The organism is Sphingobacterium prati (genome assembly GCF_013167215.1).
Classification (GTDB): Bacteria; Bacteroidota; Bacteroidia; order Sphingobacteriales; family Sphingobacteriaceae; genus Sphingobacterium; species Sphingobacterium prati.
In genome coordinates, this window is the sequence record NZ_JABJWY010000019.1 from 1 (window position 1) to 19,870 (window position 19,870).

At 39.9% G+C, this 19,870-nt stretch carries 8 protein-coding genes; all 8 read right to left on the bottom strand.

Annotation, left to right across the window (positions count from 1 at the left end; all coding sequences use genetic code 11):
• The 8 genes from HPC41_RS05730 to HPC41_RS05765 all read right to left on the bottom strand — a co-directional run bounded on the left by HPC41_RS05730 (position 1) and on the right by HPC41_RS05765 (position 19,856).
• Positions 1-2,394, bottom strand: coding sequence for an ABC transporter permease (locus HPC41_RS05730; RefSeq protein WP_172393093.1), 2,394 nt, complete (start codon positions 2,392-2,394; stop codon positions 1-3).
• 88 nt (positions 2,395-2,482) lie between these two features.
• Positions 2,483-4,846 (bottom strand): ABC transporter permease, encoded by a 2,364-nt coding sequence (locus HPC41_RS05735; RefSeq protein WP_172393094.1) that lies wholly within the window; start codon positions 4,844-4,846, stop codon positions 2,483-2,485.
• A 209-nt stretch (positions 4,847-5,055) separates the two neighbouring features.
• Positions 5,056-7,419, bottom strand: a complete 2,364-nt coding sequence (locus HPC41_RS05740) for an ABC transporter permease (RefSeq protein ID WP_172393095.1) — start codon at positions 7,417-7,419, stop codon at positions 5,056-5,058.
• Between the two features lie 64 nt (positions 7,420-7,483).
• On the bottom strand, positions 7,484-9,892 hold the full coding sequence (locus HPC41_RS05745) for an ABC transporter permease (protein WP_172393096.1): 2,409 nt from the start codon (positions 9,890-9,892) through the stop codon (positions 7,484-7,486).
• A 50-nt stretch (positions 9,893-9,942) separates the two neighbouring features.
• Complete coding sequence (locus HPC41_RS05750) at positions 9,943-12,345, bottom strand: ABC transporter permease (RefSeq protein ID WP_172393097.1); 2,403 nt, start codon at positions 12,343-12,345, stop codon at positions 9,943-9,945.
• Positions 12,346-12,399: 54 nt separating this feature from the next.
• Entirely contained in the window at positions 12,400-14,817 is a 2,418-nt protein-coding gene (locus HPC41_RS05755; protein WP_172393098.1) for an ABC transporter permease, read from the bottom strand.
• Positions 14,818-15,014: 197 nt separating this feature from the next.
• Positions 15,015-17,390: an ABC transporter permease gene (locus HPC41_RS05760; RefSeq protein WP_172393099.1), complete on the bottom strand. Its 2,376-nt coding sequence runs from the start codon at positions 17,388-17,390 to the stop codon at positions 15,015-15,017.
• A 48-nt stretch (positions 17,391-17,438) separates the two neighbouring features.
• Positions 17,439-19,856 (bottom strand): ABC transporter permease, encoded by a 2,418-nt coding sequence (locus HPC41_RS05765; RefSeq protein ID WP_172393100.1) that lies wholly within the window; start codon positions 19,854-19,856, stop codon positions 17,439-17,441.
• Positions 19,857-19,870: the final 14 nt, after the last annotated feature.

Genomic DNA, 19,870 nt, shown 5'->3' on the forward strand with positions numbered 1-19,870 from the left:
TTATTCATCCCGAAGACTATCGACCGGATTGCTAAGTCCTGCCTTAATGGCTTGATAGCTTATGGTTGCCATACTGATTAATATGGCCATTAACCCCGCGATAACGAAATAATACCATTGAATCTGGATGCGGTAGCTATAATTCTGCAACCATTTATCCATTACCCACCAAGCGATCGGTGAGGCTATCAGAATGGCAATAAGCACTAATTTAATAAAGTCTACGGACAGCAATGAAGTTACTTGTGTCACACTTGCTCCGAGGACTTTGCGGACCGCAATTTCTTTCATACGTGTTTCAGCCATATATGCAATCAAAGCGAGCAGACCAAGACAGGAAATAAAGATGGTCAAGCCGGCAAAGACCATGGCCAGTGTGCCTATGGCTTTTGTTTCTTTGAATTTTTCTTCGTAAGTCTTATCAATAAATTGGTACTCAAAGGGATAATCAGGATTGAACTTTTTAAAGATTGATTCAATTGTTTTCAGGTTGTCCGAGATATTATTGTTCGTATTCAATCGGTAATGAATCGTTGTAAACCAGGCCTGCGGTCCTAATATTACCATTGGCTTATTATCGCCAAAAGGTGATCCAATGATAAAATCTTTGATTACTCCAACCACAGTCCATTTAGTACCATCACCATCGACAATGCTGTTTATCGGGTTTTTGAGATGCAGGCTTTTTACTGCAGATTCATTTAAAATCAAAGCGGTACTGTCCGTGGCAAATTTATAGATATCGATATCGCGACCTTGGATGAGCGTAAGACCAAGGTTTTTTACAGCATCAGCATCGGTACTAAAACGGTTGTAAGAAATTCGTTTGTCTTCTTCGGTCGGTGTGCCAGATGTGAATCCCCAACCATTGCTGTAAAAATCTGTTACGGGCGACATGTTCTTTGATACAGAAACAACCGCGTTGCTGGCCAATAATTCGTCTCGCAGAATTTTATAATTCTTTTCCAGATCGCCTTTTATGCTGCTGTAAAGCAGGCCATTTTCATTATAGCCACGGTCACGTTGTTTGGTATATTGGATCTGTTTTGCCACAATGACTGTGGCGATAATCAGTATTATAGCTAGGCTAAACTGGATAACCACTAAGATTGAGCGAATGCTGAGTCCCCTTGTCTTGGATACAAATTTTCCTTTCAAGGTTTTGATAGGCTGAAAAGAGGAAAGGAAAAAGGCTGGATAGGTACCTGCTAAAATCCCAGTAAATAACGCAAAGACGATTAAAAACAACCAAGTCTGTACATTTAATAAAGAAAGACTGAGCTGTTTTCCGACGAGCTCATTAAAGAATGGCAGCACAATGACAACGAGTATAGTTGCCAGAACCATCCCAATCATGCTGATGAGGATGCTTTCAATAAGGAACTGCGCCATTAGGCTTGTTTTATTTGCACCGATTACCTTGCGTACACCAACCTCTTTTGCCCGCCGTTCAGAACGTGCTGTACTCAGATTCATAAAATTGATGCTAGCAACCAATAGAATAAAAATGCCGATCCAGGCAAACAGCTTGACGATGTCAATACGCCCTGATGTATAATTTCCTCCCTTACCACTATTGTAAAGGAAAGAATCTGGATAAGGAAAGGCAAAAATCTCACCTGTATTCCTAGGAGAGAGGCGGCCCTCGGCCTTATTGCTTGTATTGATATGATCTCTCAGGTAAGTCCTGATTTTGTCGTTAAATGCTGTTAAAGAGGTGCTTTCTTTTAATAAAACATACGTGCTTATTGAGTTATTGCTCCAGTTGTCGTCTACGTAACCAATTGTTTTAGCATATTCAAAGGGAAGGAGGATGTCAAATTTAAAACTCGAATTGCTGGGAAGATCTTTGAGGACAGCCTGTACAGCGACTTGATTAACCGAATCTATTCTAACTGATTTTCCAATGGGATCCAGATCGCCAAACAGCGCCTTCGCATAACTTTCAGTGAGGACAAGTCCTTTTGGATTATCAAATCTAACATTCTGATCGCCTTTGATAAATGGGAAGGAGAACATCTTGAAGAAGCCGGGATCTACAAAAACAGTATTCGCAATCAATTTTTTTTCTTTAAATGTCGTTAAAAATTGATACCCCTCATTGTACCTTGTAAACTCTTCAATATCCGGAAAATCGGCAGCCAAGGAAGGAGCCAATATTTTTGGCGTATAAGACCAAGCCGATTTATCTCCCCGAAATTCATCGCGATTGTTTAAGGAGTAAATACGGTTGCCCTTTTCATGGAAACGGTCCATGGTCAACATATTTTGCAACCAAAGCGCAATAAGTAATGCTCCTGCCATTCCGATTGCCAACCCTATGATATTGATCAAAGAGAAGGATTTGCTTTTCATCAGGTTGCGCCATGCAATTTTGATATAGTTCCTTATCATGGTTTTCGTTTTGCGTCGTTCGTTTTGAAGCTTTGGTATCCCTCAATTTTATCAATTGGTTGTGCCGATGCCTCTTTATAATCGTTAATTATTCGTCCCTTAATGTTTTCACTGGATTGTGATTTGCCGCTCTAATCGCTTGCGAACTTACTGTCACGAAGGCGACCAATACAGCCGCAATACCTGCTAACGCAAAAATCCACCACTGTATTTCGATCCGATAGGAGAAATCTTGTAGCCACTTATTCATTGCCCACCAGGCGATCGGCGAAGCCAGGATGATGGAAATAATGACCAATTTGATAAAGTCTTTGGAGAGCATTGTGGTAATCCCGCTGACAGAGGCGCCGAGAACCTTACGTATACCAATTTCTTTGGTCCTTAGTTCGGCAATGTAAGAGGCTAGCCCGAATAAGCCTAAGCAGGAGATAAAAATGGCCAAGCCCGAAAAAATGAATGCTAGTTGGGCTGTTTGTTGTTGGTCTTTGAATTTAGCTGCAAATTTTTGATCGACAAACTGATACTCGAAAGGATATGCGGGATTGAATTTTTTAATAATTTGTTCGATTTTTTTGAGCTGATCGCTCATCGAATCTGTGGCATTTGTACGGATAATTAGATTAAATAGCGATGTCTTATTCGCGTATATAAGCATAGGTGTTACCGGATTATAAGGAGAACCGCTGATATAGTCTTTTATTACGCCGACGATGGTATAGGTGTTGTCTCCCCATTTGAGAAAGCTTCCGATAGGATTTTCCAATTTCATTTCTTTGACGGCAGCTTCATTCAGCAATGCAGCAGTACTATCAGCAGCTAATCTCGAATAGTTGATGTCACGTCCTGCGACGAGCTTTAATCCGAGAGTTTGGACAAAGTCACTTTCAGCTCTTCCCAGATTAAAGCCCATTTTTTTCTCTTGCTCAGGAGTAGCTCCAGCCCAAGAAAAACCACCCCAGGAATTTCCAGAACTACCTGTGATTGATGATCCTATCCTTGTGACGGCGATAGCAACTCCATTATTGATCAGTTCTGATTTGATCGCTTCATAATTTTTCCCCATATCACCTTCCATGCCGATCTCTATCAACTGGGCGGTATTATAGCCTACGTCACGCTGTCCTGCATGTTCAATTTGCCGTCTGACAACGATAGTGGCTATAATAAGTATAATAGCAATACCAAATTGAAAAATCACCAATAATTCACGAAAACTCAATGGGATCTTTTTTGAAGGACTAAATATTTTTAATGATTTTATTGGTTTAAAAGCTGACAATACGAATGCTGGGTATATGCCCGACAGCAAGCCTGTCACAAAAGTAAATCCGATCAAGGTGAGCCAGATTGTTGGGTCTGACAATGAAAATGTTAAAGGCTTATCAAAGATTTTATTGAATAACGGCAGGGCAAATGTTGCCAATGTAACAGCAAATACACCTGAGATCATGGCCAAGAGTAGGGACTCTGTAAGAAATTGTGTAATTAAGTTGAAACGCTGTGCCCCCACAACTTTGCGTATAGCGACCTCTTTTGCCCTTTTTTGGCTGCGTGCTGTGCTGAGATTGATAAAATTGATACAAGCAATCAATAGAATTAATAGGCCGATTCCGGCGACAAGTTTAACCTGATCGATCTTTCCGCCAACTGGAATACCTTGTTCAAATTTCGAATGCAGGTGCATTTTGGATACCGGATATAGAAATAGTGATCCTCCCAATTCACTGTTGGTCTTTTTCTTAATGATATCGATAAGCTTATTATTAAAAGCGTCGATATCTGTTCCTTTTTTTAATTGAACATATGTTGCGAATGAAATCGTATTCCAGTTTGGAGAATACTCTTCGGCTTTCACCAAGGGAATTAAATAGCTGAAATCGAAATTTGTATTGCTCGGAAGATCCTCCATAACGGCAGAGACTTTATAAGGCTCCTTATTATCGAGTGTGATCGTTTTATCTAAGGGATCTATGTCACCAAATATGCTTTTAGCCAAGCTTTCCGTAAGAATAATGTTTTTTGTTTCCTGTAAAGCTTGCTCATCATTTCCTTTAAGGAGTTTGAAATCAAACATCCGGATAAAATCTGGATCGACTTCATTTCCTTTGGATTTGATTTTTTTGTCATCAAATGATATCAGTCTAGTGGTACTCCAATACATACGCGCAGCATGTTCGACTTCTGGATAGTCTTCTACAAGAGCAGGCGCTGCTCGTCCTGAGGTAACGTCCATCAGATTTATTTTTCCGTCATCATTTTGATATTTATTCCAAATCTTATACAGGCTCTCTTTGTTGCCATAAAAATTGTCAAACTGCAGTTGATTTTTTACCCATATTCCGATAATCAGTACAGCAGTCATGCCGATGGAAAGTCCAATGATATTAATAATGGAATAGCTTTTGTTTTTCCAAAGATTTCGCCAGGCAATTTTAAGGTAATTCTTTATCATCCTATTAAGTTTTTGACTCTTCCATATTTATGGCTCGCAAAGGCATTTATCCAGATAGATTGCCATATGCTGGTCATGCCACAATAGCAATAGCTATTTCAATTCGTTTGCCATAAGTGTAAGTTACTGATTATTAGTTGTTAATTATTTTTTTAAATCTGATGCATGTTCGGAAACGGACAGTTTGCTGTCCGTCGCCGAACATCTGGTTACTCGTTTCTTAATGTTATCGCTGGATTGGCTAATGCTGCTTTGATAGCATGATAGCTGACCGTTATTAAAGTGATTCCAAGTGCAGTTAATCCGGTAAGGGTAAATACAGTCCAGGTAATTGTAATACGATAGACATAATTGTCGAGCCATGTTTCCATTAACAGATAGGCCAGGGGAGCTGCAACTAGAAAAGCAATCCATGTCAACCAGACATATTCGATGGATAATAATTTCCATAAGCCAATTTCTGAGGCCCCAAGCACCTTTCGGATACCGATTTCTTTTTCACGTTGCTCCGTTAGAAATGCGACCAGAGCATACAATCCAAGACAAGAAATTAATATCGCGAGACCTGTGAAGGTGCTAGTCAGGCTTTTAATCATTTCCATCTGTTCAAATTGTTTGGCATATTCTTTATCCGTAAATGCATAATCAAAAATCAGATCCGGATCAAAGCGATTGAATTGTTGTGCGATTGCTTTCATCGTCTGACTGATGTCTTGCTGTTCATTCAGTCGAAGTGTTATTTTATTTTTTGGCAGAAAATCAAGAAAATAGGCCGTTGGCGTAATAGACTTAAACGGCGATTCAGATAACGTATTCTGTATAATACCGATAATAGTATAGTTGACTCCTCTCTTGGACAATTGCTTGCTCGTCAGCTCGGTAACCCCCATAAATTTGGCCGCGGCTTCGTTGATAATCACTCCCGTAGAATCTGTTCTGAAATCCTTGGAGAAATTTCTTCCCTTCAGAAAATTCCAGTGTACAGTGCTGGCAAAGTTTTCGTCCACGGTGAAAATTCCCATAATTGACCCTTCCTTTGTTTCATTACCTTGCCAGTTAAAGCCACCACCAGTTAAGGAAAGGTGATTGACATAATTCGATGCGAGTGATGCGTCCTGAATCAGGCGTTGATCAATTAGTACTTTTCTCAGGACCTCAAAGTTTTTGGAAATTAATTCACTATTACTGTTGATGTTGACAAGATTTGAACTTTTGTAGCCAATGGGACGATCTTTTGTATAATGCAGTTGTTTTATAACTAGATATGTTGCAATCATCAAAAAAATAGAAATTGCAAACTGCACGACAACCATTCCTTTTCTGGCGCTGAATCTATTTTTGCCTATGTTCATCTTTCCTTTAAGGGCAAGGATTGGATTGAAAGAGGATAAAAAAAGTGCAGGATAGAGCCCGGCCAGAACTCCGATAGTGAGAATCCCCAAAAAGGAGTATAAGTAGAATTGTATGCGATCAAATGGAATGTGTAAAGTGGTATGGGTGATGGTATTTACCCAGGGAAGGAATAATGTCGCAAAGAGCACCGCGATCAAAAATGCGCAAGATACCGCTAGAGTCGATTCAACTAGAAAGCCAGCGATCAGTTGTCGACGATTTACACCAACAGATTTTAAAACGCCAATTTCTTTTCCTCTTTTCAAGCTTCTCGCTGTACTTAGATTGATAAAGTTGATACTGGCCAATAGGATAATAAATACACTGATCCAGGTAAACATCCAGACATACTGAATCCTTCCCCCGATGTTTTTGCCATTTTTGAAAGCATCATAAAGATGCCATTTGGACATGGGGTGTAATAGAACCTCGGGCTTTATATCCGTCAGTTTTTTATTGATAATATTTGTCAGTTTATTTTCCAGCGAAGGAACAAGTGTAGGATTGTCGATCCTTGCAAAAGTGCTAAAATAGCAGTTGGACCAGCTTTCTTCTATTCCCTTATTTCTATCAAGATAATCTACAAATGGAAGTACATAGTCCAGTCCATAAAACGTATTGTTTTCGGGAATATCTTTATAAACACCTTGAATATTATATTGTTCCTCCCCATTCAATTGGATAGTCTTTCCAATGACATCGGTCTTGTCGAATAGTCGTTTTGCCAAGGATTCGGAGATAATGATTGTGGATGGGCTGATGGGAGTAGCACTATCGCCTTGCAGGGATTCAAGAGAAAATAAGTCGGAAAATTTTCCCATAGCATAAAGTCCTGGAGCATTAAGCTTTTTATCGCCTACTTTGATGTTATTGCTTTCCATATTGCTGACCAAGGTCGCATCTGGCATCTCATTGTTGAAATCGGAAGCAATTGTTTTAGCCAATGGAATTGGGGTGGAGCGATCTGTAGACTTCTCGTCATTGAAAGTGCCCGTTATCATTACCTGGTAAATGTTTTTATAATTGCTGTAATGCTTATCAAATGAGAATTGTTTCAAGATCCATAATGTACTTACTAGGGCAACAGTAAAGCCTAATGCTAATCCCAAAATATTTATTGTCGTATTAAGGGGACTCCGCTTTAAATTTCTAAGAGCTGTTTTTAAAAATAATTTAATCATGGCCATGTTTGAGGTTTGTGTTTCTTATTTCGGTGTGTTGCTGAAATTACTTTGTTAGTGAAATCTATTCGTCCCTTAAACTATTTATTGGATTTGCTTTTGCTGCAAAGACACTTTTGGTTGAAAGGACGAGACTCGCAAATGCAATTAATCCTACGGCAGAAAGTCCAAAAATCCAGGGACTGATTGTTGTTCGGTAAACAAAGTCATTGAGCCAGCTTTGCATAAAATAATAAGCAATTGGAAAGGCAACCAAACAGGCTACTGCAACTAGCGAAAGTAGGTTTCTAAGCAGTAAAAATGTGATCTGGAAAACTGATGCTCCTAAAACCTTGCGTATTCCAATTTCTTTTGTCCGTTGGTTTGCTGTGAATATAGCAAGTCCAAATAAACCAAGTCCAGCAATAAGTATGGAAAGCCCCACCGCCCAGGATAAGAGCTTGGAGAGCTGCTTTTCTTGTGTATAGAAGTTTTGGATCACTTCATCCACAAACCTCAGATCTAATTCGTCGTCCGGAAAAACCGATTTGTAGCTTGAAGTTATCTTATCAATTGTGTTTTTCCAGTTTTCGGGATGCGATTGGTCCAATGCGATATGGAGTACATATCCTTCCTTGCTGCCCGTATAAAGAACAGGTTTAACCGCTTGTCGGGCAGAGGCTAAGTCAAAATCCTCCATTACACCAACGATGATGTTTTGTCCATTTTCGAAGGTTTTACCTAGGGCATCTTGTGGATCTTTAATATGTAGTAACTCCAGGCCTTTTCTATTGATCAACATTTCACTTGTTGAGTCCAATAAACGGACATTTCTTCCTGCTAAAAGCGGAATTTGATAGACATCTAAATAATTTTCATCACCCGATCGGCTATCGAATGTCAGCGATTCTTTATTTGGCGATTGATCATAAATTATTGCTGTGGTCATCCAGCCGTTCATCGCCGGAGCGATGTTCCCGAAACTAATGGCCTTGATATCGGTTAGCTTTTTTAGCTCATTTTTAAGTACGGCACCTTTAGCGGAGTTTTGGAAAGCCCCCGGAATATAGATATTGACAATAGCATCTTTCTGAAAACCCATATCTTTATGGGTAACGTAATTGATTTGGCGAACGACAATGAGTACACAAATTAGAAAAGCCTGAGCCATCACAAATTGGAAAATGGTCAGTGCTTTACGTATCCATGCACTTCGGGAAAGATTGGTGTTTTTTCCCAGTTGATTTTTGAGGGCCAATACCGGAGCATATCCCGTCAATACCCATGCGGGGTAAAAACCGGCCAACAAGGTGAGCACAATAAGCTGGGTAAAGAGGAATAATATGATTGCCTTTTTGTCTAATAATTCTAGGTTTAAATTTGGAGGGATAAATCCTTCAAAAACCCGTAAAAACAGAGGCAAAAGTAGTACTGCAAGTAATGTGGCTGTTAGTGTGATCAGGAATGTCTCCACTAAGAATTGTTTAATTAATGTGAATTTGGAACTGCCCAATGTTTTACGGATACCAACCTCCTTAGCTCTTTCAATAGACTGAGCTGTTGATAGATTGATGAAATTTACAGCACCTAAAGCTAGGAGAAAGATCGCAAGTAATATCAGATTACGGAGTGTCTCGGGTTTAGTAGCCCCAAAATTAAAAGTCGTGTCAAAATGGACCTCCGATAAAGGCTGTAAGAGAAGCTTATCCTTAAATGTCTTACCATTTTTGTTTTTATACTTGTTGAGTAGATTTGCAATGTTGCTTTCTACAGCCTTTTGGGTAGTACCCCGTTTGGTTTTGATCAATACCTGATAGGAGTCGGATATGCTGTTCCAAGCTTCCCAATTAAACATTTCCTTCAGCTTGTTGTTCTGTGGAATTGTTTCTTCGGAGATAAAACTATCAAAATTGAAATCTGAGTTATGCCGTGCATTTTCGACCACGCCGACAACCTGCAGGGGAATACTGTCTGCATAGACGATGGTTTTGCCAATGACATCGGCAGGTGACTCATTTCCATAGAATTTTTCCAGTGTCTTTTCCGTCAGCACAATATTGCCAGCTGTATTTAAGCTAAGTGGATTCCCGGATAGCCATTTGCGGGGTAAAATATTAAAATATTGGCTATTGGTTAATATAATACGTTGTTCTTTTGGAAAAATCTGAATTTTGTTGGTTGCAGACGTGATTTTTAACTTTTGAACCTGGCTTCGATAGATCGGAGCTACAGCATCGAGGTTAACCAGCTCGTCCTCCATGGTACGGACTAATGGTACATAAACACCTGCATTTTTGAATTCACCGTTATTGACAACACGATATACGTGCTCTTGATTGGGAACATGCCTGTCAAAACTGTAGTCGTATTGAACCATTAAGAAAATAACCAGTGTTGCAGTAATGCCAATGGCTAGGCTCATGACATTGATGCAAGTAATCAACTTATGTTTTTTCAAAAAACGATAGGCTGTTTTTAGTGAGGTTCCAATCATTGTCTTTTAGTTTTGGAATGGTTAAACAATCTGATGATATAGTTGAAGACCTATTCGTCCCTTAAACTATTTGTCGGGTTCAGTAGCGCGGCTTTAAATGTTTGAAATCCTATTGTGATAAATGCGACCAGCGCGACTGTTAATATCGCTATCAGGTATGCCCACCAAGGCATCTCAATATGATACACAAAATTATTTAACCAATTACTGAACAGATAATAGGCGATCGGTCCTGCAATAAGAAAAGCAAGAAGAATCAGTTTGATATAATTTGATGAAAGTAAATGGATAATGCTCGGGATACTGGCGCCCAAAACTTTGCGGATACCGATTTCTTTGCTTCGGGCTTCGGTGGTATAGGCTGCTAATCCCAATAGACCAAGACAGGCAATAAAAAGGGTAAGAAATGAAAACATACTCATGATATTGGATGAACGGATTTCATTTTCATATTGGTTTTGTACATGTTGATCTAAAAAAGAAAAATCGAATGCAGCTTCAGGTGCAATGGCCGTATATATTTTCTTTATTTGTTCGATATATCCTTGGACATCTGTTGTTTTATAACGAATCAATAAGCTCCGTGGCGATTCAGAGGGATCATTCATAGTATAATAGCTGTAGCCTCCGATTTCAGATTTCAGGTTTGAATAATTGAAATCCTTGACAACACCAGTGATGATCGAATTGCTCGGACTCATCTCGGTGACAATATGTTTTCCAATGGCTTCCTGGGGAGATTCATATCCTAAAAACTTCTGAACTTTTTCGTTGATCAATACGTAGCAGGTGGAGTCTCGACTTCCCCAGATATCGGGTAAATCTGTTCCGGCAAGTAGCTTTAAGCCTAATGTCTTTATTGTTTTTCCATAAGTGACACAGCTCAGGGTGGGTAACCCTTTTTTATCAGTAACTAGTTTATAGGTTGATTTTCCACTTTCGTTACTTCCCGGTATGGACTGTGCAAATGTAGTGGATACTGTATTTGACAAACTTTGAACCTGTTGATTGAGCGCGTTGAGTTTTTCTTGGCTTCGGAAAGAGCGGATAGGGATAGAGACCACATGTTCAGGTTGATAGCCTAGGTCTTTGTTTCGGATAAAATTCATCTGTGTAAGCATCACGCTAATGCCGATGATCAGGATAATCGAAATGGTAAATTGGCATATGACCAATATTTGTCTGACCAGAACTGTTTTTCCTTGTTTGTTATAGCCTTTATTCATCAATGCTATTGATTTGATTTTCGATAAAAATAAGGCGGGGTAACTGCCAGCAACAAGTGTAATGATAAACCAAGATAGCGCCAATATCCCTAACATATCCCAGTTCAAGAGATTTTGGATCGTAATATTTGCACTGCCAATGGCATTAAATACCGGAATCAGAATAACGGAGAGAACCACACCTAGTGTTAGGGCAAATAGACTAATCGTTGCGGTTTCAACAAAGAAACGGACAACGAGCTGGCTGCGGGTAGCACCAAGTACTTTGTTTACGCCTACTTCTTTTGCATTTTTTTGTGATTTTGCGGTAGCTAGGTTCATGTAATTGATACACGCAATCACGATAACAAGAAACGCAAGGATAGATAGCGTCCGAATGGTATCAATGTTTCCCATACGCTTGGTGACGCCCTCCCCGAGATTTGATGAGTAAAGATGTACCTTTAATAGTGGTTGTAAGAAAAATTCGGTAAAATATCGGTGATCTTTTTCGACATATTTGTCAATGAGTTTAGTTGCTTCTTGCGCAACAATAGTTGGATCAGCTCCTTTTTTTAGTAATATATAAGTCTCATAGCTGGCATTACTCCAATAGACATTTTGCCCCATCCATGAATCCATAATATTCATGACCATATTACAGTCCAGGGTGCTGTTGGCAGGGAGATCCCTGAATACTCCGGTTACCTGTACAGTATCTCTTTGGTTGATGGAAATGAGTTTGCCAAGTGCTTCCTGTGTACCAAATAATTTTTCTTTTGAAGATTGGGAAAGGACAATGCTCTTTTTGTTCGAAAAAGCCGTACGTGCATTTCCTTCAATAAACTGGAAATCGAATATGGAGAATAGAGTCGAATCTGCAAGGTATAATTGTTTTTCGGAGAAGTTATTATTCTCGGTGCGTATAGAAGCTGTTGCACCGTAGCCGTCTTTTACGAGACGAACCATATTATCCACCTGCGTAATATCTGATTTCAATGCGGGGCCTACTGCATTGGGCAGGTTGATCATCTTCTCCCGATTGTATTCTGCCGACAACTGCATGTGCAACCGGTATATATTATTGGCTTTTGTATACATGGTATCAAATCTCAATTCCTGTCGGATAAAGGCAAATAATAATAGCGATACACAGATCCCAATAGCCAGTCCACTAATATTAAGGATACTGAAAAATCGATTAGCTCCGATGGTTCGCCATGCTGTCTTTATGTAGTTCTTGATCATGATCGTATGTGTTTGTGTCTGGCTATATATGAAGTTGTTTCTGGATTATGCTATTTATTCGTCTCGCAGACTGTCTACTGGATTAGCTTTAGCGGCTTTAAATGTTTGATAGCTAACGGTGATCAGGGCAATGAATACAGCTGACAATCCGGAAAAAGCAAACATCCACCATTTTGGCTCAATATGGTACGCAAAATTGTCCAGCCATTTGTTCATCGCTATCCACGATAATGGCGTGGCAATACAGATTGCGATGACCAATAGTCGGATAAAATCGGAAGAAAGCAACATCACTAAATTATAGATGGATGCACCGAGAACCTTCCGCACCCCGATTTCTTTGGTGCGCTGTTGCGCCGTATAAGTCACAAGTCCCAGTAAACCTAAACAAGCAATGAAAAGGGCAAGACCTGAAAATGCGGTAAAGAGCCTTCTAAAATTAAAATCAGCTTCGTATTGACGGTTAAAATTATCATCTAAGAAACTATATAGAAAGGGACGGTGGGGGGCGAGTTCAGTCCATAATTTACCAATTCGGTCAATTGTTTGCTGATTGACATTTTGTAGATTCATGGCCAAATAACGGCTGCTACTTGGCTCAAGTCGTAGCGCTAATGGCTCAATTTTGCGATGCAGGGACAGGTAATTAAAATCTTTAACAACACCGATGACAGTACCTTCTTTACCCCATTGTCTGAATTGTTTTCCGATAACATCTTCTGGGTTTGAATAGCCCCATAATTTAGCTGCAGCTTCATTAATCACAAGTGAATGGGCGCTATCTGCTGGAAAATCACGTGAATAAGCTCTTCCCGCAGCCATCTTAATGCCCATGTTTGGGATAAAGTCTATATCTACTTCGTAGAGTGATGGAGCGAAATTGGTCATTTTTCCATCTGTTGACATAATCTCTGTTCCTGCATTTGGAAAAAATGCTCCCGGGACGGTGCGTGAAGCTGTTACCGACTGTACATCTTTATCCTTTGCGAGTGTATTTTTGATTGCCTCTAAGTTATTGTTGACTTTTTCGTCAAAATTGTAATCGATGACTAGCCGTTGTGCTTTTTGAAATCCAAGGTCTTGCTGTTGCAACTGATTCAATTGCGAAAATACGATCACAGTACCTGCAATCAGTGCAATGGAAAGGCAGAATTGAAAAACGACGAGACCCCGACGTAACAATGTCCCGCCTTTACTGTTGCTAAAAGCTCCTTTAAGGACTTGAATTGGTTTAAAGCTTGCCAAAATCAATGTTGGGTAACTTGCTGCTAAAAATCCGGTTAAGGTTGTTGCTAAAAGAAATATTGACCAAGTAGTACCGTTCAATAATGATGAATAGGTCAGGTGTTTTCCAGAAAATGCTTCTAAAAAAGGGAGAAAAGCAAGTACAAGAACAATTGCCAATAATCCACTGAAAAAGACAAGAGCCAGCGATTCAGACATAAATTGGAGAATCAGATTACTTTTATTAGCGCCGATTGCTTTTCGAACACCGACTTCCTTGGCACGTTCCATGGATCTGGAAGTGGCCAGATTCATAAAGTTCACACAGGCAATCAGCAGAATAAATCCGCCAATGATCGTGAAAATATACAAATTTTGATAGCTACCAGTTGCTCCGGGTTGACGATCTGCCGTAGAATGCATATAAGCCTGAAGCATGGGCTCCAGATGGAAACTGTATCTAGAATTGGCATTTTCTTGCACCGGGATATGTCGTTTGAGAAAATCAGGTATCTTCTGATTGAATTTTATAGGATCAAAGTCTTTTGAGGCGAGAAAATAGGTGTAAAAATCCACATAGCCCCAGCCTTCATTTTCAAAGATATCTGGCCTTGCTTTTCGGAATGTACTCATTGAGAGTAGAGCATCGAAGGTAAAGTGTGAGTTGGCCGGTACATCTGCCATCACAGCAGTTACGGTATAGAGACCTGCATCTGCGCGGCCGGCAGCGAGCCCACCTTCAATTGTTTTGCCGATAGGATTCTGGTCGCCGAAATATTTTTTAGCGGTGCTTTCTGTTAATACTACGGAATACGCATTTTTTAGTGCTGTGTGTGGATTTCCAGCAAGAATTTTCCAGCTGAACACGTCAAATGCAGTAGAATCCATGAAAAATACATTTTCTTCCTGGAACCTATTTTCTCCTTGCTTGAGTAGGATGGACGTTTGCCCAGAGAATTGAACGATCTTCTCTATCTCAGGGAAGTCGGCTTTCAGCGCCTCACCAATTGGGGCATTTCCCCAGATTTGATGTTGTTCTGTGCTGCCGACTTCTCTATAGTCATGTACGATGCGGAAAATGCGGTCTTTGTTGACATGATATTTATCGTAGGAAAGTTCATTCTGTACATAAATAACAATTAATAAACAGCAAGCCAAGCCAATGGCAAGGCCTACAATGTTTATGGTGGCATAACCTCTATTATTAAGGATATTACGCCAGGCTATTTTTATATAATTTTGTATCATGGATGCTGTTTTTTAATTTATTCAGTTATCTGTTTCTCGTAATTGCCTTATGAGTACTTCATTATTTTATGTATTCATCTTTAAACCATTTTGAGATTGGCCAATGCCCCTTGTTAGTTAATGAAATAATCGTGTAGAGATCGTAATGGGATCATTTCTGATACCCATCACTTTCTCTGATCACTATTGAGCTTCTTTTATTCATCTCTTAGACTTTCTACTGGATTGCTCAAAGCTGCGCGAACGGCCTGATAACTAACGGTGATAATTGCGATCAGCAAGGCCAAAATACTTCCCAGGACAAATGTTTGTACGTCCAGATCTGTTTTATAGGCAAAATTGCTCAACCATTGTTTCATTAGATAAACCGCGATAGGGCATGCTATCAAAATGGCAATGGAAACGAGTATCACGAAGTTTTTGCCTAATAATCGGACGACGCCAAAGGTGCTTGCTCCAAGTACCTTGCGGATTCCGATTTCCTTTATGCGCATTTGTGCTTCGTGAGTTGCCAGCGCAAACAAACCCAAAGCGGATATAAAAATTGCAATACCTGCAAAAATGTTGAATAGCAGGCCGGTGCGGCGCTCCGATTTATACAAATTGTCAAATTGCTGATCAATGAATGTATAGTTAAAAGGAGTATCGGAAGGATAACGATTATATATTTTTTCTAATGCCTTAATCGCCTCAGGAGCTTTTGTCGTACTTGTTTTGACATATAAAGTACCCGCTCCCCAACGTGTCCAGAAGACCATCGGGCCTATTTTGTCTTTGATGGATTTAAAGTGAAAGTCTTTTACTACACCGATAATCTGTCCCGGGACATCATGAAAACTCATATTGGACCCCACGTATGGCGGTTTTAACCCCATTTGTTTTGCCAAGGTCTCGTTGATGATATATCCAGACGAATCAGCCGGCATGCCGGTAAAGTTTTTTCCTTCCAGAAATTGCATATTCATCAAAGGAATAAAATCCTTATCGATGGTCGCCTGTGCAACAATCAGTTTGTTGTCTTTGGACTTGCCCGGCCACTCTATATCTCCAGTGGCATTTCCGAAATCCGTCATATTGTAAACGCCGGACAAGGAGACAGCTTGTATGGCGTTATTGTTTTTGAGTTCGGTTCGTATCGCATCCATATGTTTATAGGCTTCCTCTGGAAGACCAAGGGTCATGACATGATCTCTGTCATATCCAAGATTGATTTTTTGGATAAAGGCCAATTGGTTTCTGATTACCAACGTACATACAATCAGCGTCACGGAGAGCGTAAATTGGAAAACTACCAATATTTTACGCATCGTATTTGAGGAAATACCTTTTACGGATTTTCCTTTTAACGAATGGATTGGATTGAATGATGAAAGTTGTATCGCAGGATATATGCTGGACAGACCCAATGTCCCTATAATTGCAGCCCCAATGTACAGCCATATTGTGGTATTATGGAAAGAAAAGCTGATTGATTTTTGTGCGATCTGATTATATCCTGTATGAAGAATCAATATAAGAATGAAAGCTATTAGCAACGAGCAAAGGAATACAACAACCGTTTCTGTAAGGAACTGTAGGAATAGGTGGAGACGGTTGGCACCGATTATTTTTCGGATACCGACATCTTTCGCCCGATCCAATGCCCTGGCGGTGCTCAGATTGACATAATTTACCGCACCAATGACCAGCAGCAATATGGCAATAATCCCAAAGATCTGCACCATGCGGAGCGTCGATTTATTACCGTCAGGAGCAATTAAATGCATGTTTTTTAAGGGGTCTAAAACAAATACGGTCGAATTCTCACCGTCGCGAGCTTTGGTATAGGAGTCTGTGACAGATTTCCCGATGACTGCTGCTGAAGCGTAGGGTTTGACCTTAATATAGGTTGAAAAACTGTAACTGCCCATATCTTCATCGATTGTTTTCCATTTGCCATTACCGCCCCAGTTTGTAAATCGCTGTGCATGATAACCCAGTGGGATAACGACGTCGAACTGCATTGAGGAGTTTTGGGGGATATCTTTTAGGACACCCGCCACGGTGAATAGATCTTTCTGATAACGGAAAGTTTTTCCGATAGCCTGCTGAGTGCTAAAAAGTTTTTCGGCTGTCGATGGGGTGATAAGCGCCTGTTTGTAATTTGCTTGAAAACCTGAAAGGGAACCCTCTTGCAACGGGAAATGAAACATGTTGAAAAAATTACCATCAACATAATAGATGTTCATATCTGTTACGGGACGTTTCAGCTTATCATTGACCAGTGTGGTATTATAATCCTGCGAAACGCGCGTTGCGTACTCCACCTCGGGTACATTTTGTGCATAGTTTCCAATCGGACCTGGAGAAGTGCCCCATATAGAACCATTGTGCTCAGGATCTAAATGAGCATTGACTTTGTAGATATGCTCATAGTCCGGATGGAATTTATCAAAGCTTTGTTCATCCTGTACCCAGAGAATAATTAATATCGAGGCAGTAAGACTGACCGACAAACCTAATATATTGATAGCGGTATAGAATTTTCTTTTCCTTAATTCTCTGATTGCGGTTATTAAATAATTCTTTATCATAGAGATAGGCGTTTATTGTATTGATTACTATTGAGCTTCTTTACTGTTTTATTCATCCCTTAAACTATCTACTGGATTTGCGCGGGCAGCATTGACGGATTGATAACTCATAGCTAAAAATGCTACGCCAATAGTTACTATTGCTGGAATGATAAACATCCACCAGCTGAGTTCTATTTTAAATGCAAAGTCTGTTAGCCATTTATCAATCGCTAGCCAGGCAATCGGTGTGGCGATTAGGATCGAGATAACAATTAGTTTGATATAATCTTTTGAGAGCAGTAGCACAATTCCACTAACCGTGCTTCCCAAAATTTTTCGGATACCGATTTCTTTTGTCCGCTGGTGTGTAGTTAATGTCACTAATCCGATCAATCCCAAGCAGCTTAATAAAATGGTAATTGACGTTGACAAATTGATTATTTTATAAAAACGATAATCTTTCTCATAGAGTTCCTTGATCCGTTCGTCATAAAATTGATAGGTAAATGGTGCATTTGGATATACGTTTTCCCATTCATTTTTTATGGATGCGATTGCCTGATGCCATTTTTTAGGATCTCCATTTAATTTGATATTAATATTCTGTAGTGTGCCCTTGTTGGTTGAGACTTGCATAGCAAGGGGCTCTAATGGAGCATGAAGATTAAAGTTGTGGAAATCGGCCAATATGCCAACAATTGTCGTTGGACGATCGTTTACGGTAACAATTGTTCCGACAGCTTCAGCTGGCGATTTAAATCCAAACTTGCTAATGGCCTTTTGATTGATCAGTATTCCTGAGGTTGTATCCGAAAGTTTGAGGGCCCGTCCGGCCAGTAATTTCATCCTAAATACATCTAAATAATTCTCTTCGATATATTTAAAGGGCATATTGACCAAGATCTGGCCTGTATCGCTCTGCATCATGATATTATTTCCCCATTGATCATTATTCATCGGGAGATGACCTAAAGAAACCTGCTCGATTTCAGGATATTTTTGGAGAAGTTCTTTCAACAGAAACGGACTTTTGCCTGAATCTTCTGCTTTTTTATAGGGCAGTTTGAGGGTAACAACAGCACCATCCTGAAAGCCAACATCACTGTTTAAAGCATGTTGTAACTGTAAACCCATGATCACAGTCAGTACAACAAAAGCCTGGGCGATCACAAATTGAAAGACGATGAGAATCTTTCGGAGTGAAATACCACTAAAGGAAATTTTATCGGTCGCATGTATTTTGATGGCCTCAACGATGTGTACTTTGTTGATAAGATAAGTTGGATATAGACTGGAAATTAAAGTCAATAGTGTAATAAGTCCCAATAGAAAGATAAAGACAGGTAGACTATCTGAATAGGAGTTTATATTGTCCGGAAGATATGTACTAAATGTAAGTTCAAATATTTTGACCAATGGCCAGGAGGATAATAGCCCAACTAGACAGGTAAAAAAGGTTTCTTTAATAAATGACAGCGTCAGGTGTCGTGGTTGCTCTCCTAATGTTTTTCGAATGCCGATTTCCCTGGCCCGGGCGGGAACACGGGCCGTAGTCAAGTTGATGTAATTAATGCTAGCCAGTATGAGCAAAAATGCCGCAATGCCAATAAGTCCAAACATGACCTGCTTGTCGCTGCTGTTTAAAATAAATTTATTGAAATGTAGTCCAGTAAGCGGAGCTAATTCGTAACCAGCCGTTATATTGTGCTGTTTAAATTTGTCGCCCACCATCTCACTGAACTTTTTGGTTGCAGCGCTAGTGACTTGCGCGGGACTTCCGTTTTCAGTTAATTTAACATAAACATGGAAATTAGAACTTGAATTCTCCCAGTTGTCTGCTTCCTGAGGATTCGGGTTTACACGGATAAATTCCTTGTTGACAAAACTGCTCGGATAGTCTAAGTCGACGACAACTCCGGTCACAGTAAGGAGCTGATCATCGTATTGCATTGTCCTGCCGAGAAGAGATTTTAAATCTGCATCTGGGAAATATTGCTTTGCACGTGAGACCGTCAGGATGATCTCATTGTTGTTTTTGAGTGCGGTATTCGGATTACCAACAATCCATTTGTAGGGAACAAGTTTAAAATAGTCCGTAGTGGCTGCTACAATTTTGTCCTGCTCATTGAACTCCAAGGTTTCGTTATCGGAACGCCTAACCTTGATGCTTTCAAATGATCGATTAGCGATAGGTGCAACCAATTCCAATCCGGTCAGATCTTTCTTTAAGTTAGCACCGAGATAAGTACCTAGGGGGTAGGGGGTACCATCAAAACGATGGATATTTTCACCTTCCTTAAAGGACGAGTAAAGTTTATAAATCCGTTCCTTGCCGGGATGATTCCGGTCGAAACTGAATTCGTAGTTGACAATCCGAAATACAATCCAGCTTGCGCTGATCCCGATCGCCAGACCGATGATATTGAGGAAGGTAAACAGACGGTTACGTCCCCATTGTCTTAAAATTATTTTTAAACCTTTCATCGTTTTATACTTTA

Bases quoted from the DNA above. Each gene is read 5' to 3' on its own strand.
- HPC41_RS05750 (WP_172393097.1), bottom strand. From the start codon at position 12,345: ATGATCAAGAACTACATAAAGACAGCATGGCGAACCATCGGAGCTAAT.
- HPC41_RS05760 (WP_172393099.1), bottom strand. From the start codon at position 17,390: ATGATAAAGAATTATTTAATAACCGCAATCAGAGAATTAAGGAAAAGA.
- HPC41_RS05730 (WP_172393093.1), bottom strand. From the start codon at position 2,394: ATGATAAGGAACTATATCAAAATTGCATGGCGCAACCTGATGAAAAGC.
- HPC41_RS05765 (WP_172393100.1), bottom strand. From the start codon at position 19,856: ATGAAAGGTTTAAAAATAATTTTAAGACAATGGGGACGTAACCGTCTG.
- HPC41_RS05745 (WP_172393096.1), bottom strand. From the start codon at position 9,892: ATGATTGGAACCTCACTAAAAACAGCCTATCGTTTTTTGAAAAAACAT.
- HPC41_RS05755 (WP_172393098.1), bottom strand. From the start codon at position 14,817: ATGATACAAAATTATATAAAAATAGCCTGGCGTAATATCCTTAATAAT.
- HPC41_RS05740 (WP_172393095.1), bottom strand. From the start codon at position 7,419: ATGATTAAATTATTTTTAAAAACAGCTCTTAGAAATTTAAAGCGGAGT.
- HPC41_RS05735 (WP_172393094.1), bottom strand. From the start codon at position 4,846: ATGATAAAGAATTACCTTAAAATTGCCTGGCGAAATCTTTGGAAAAAC.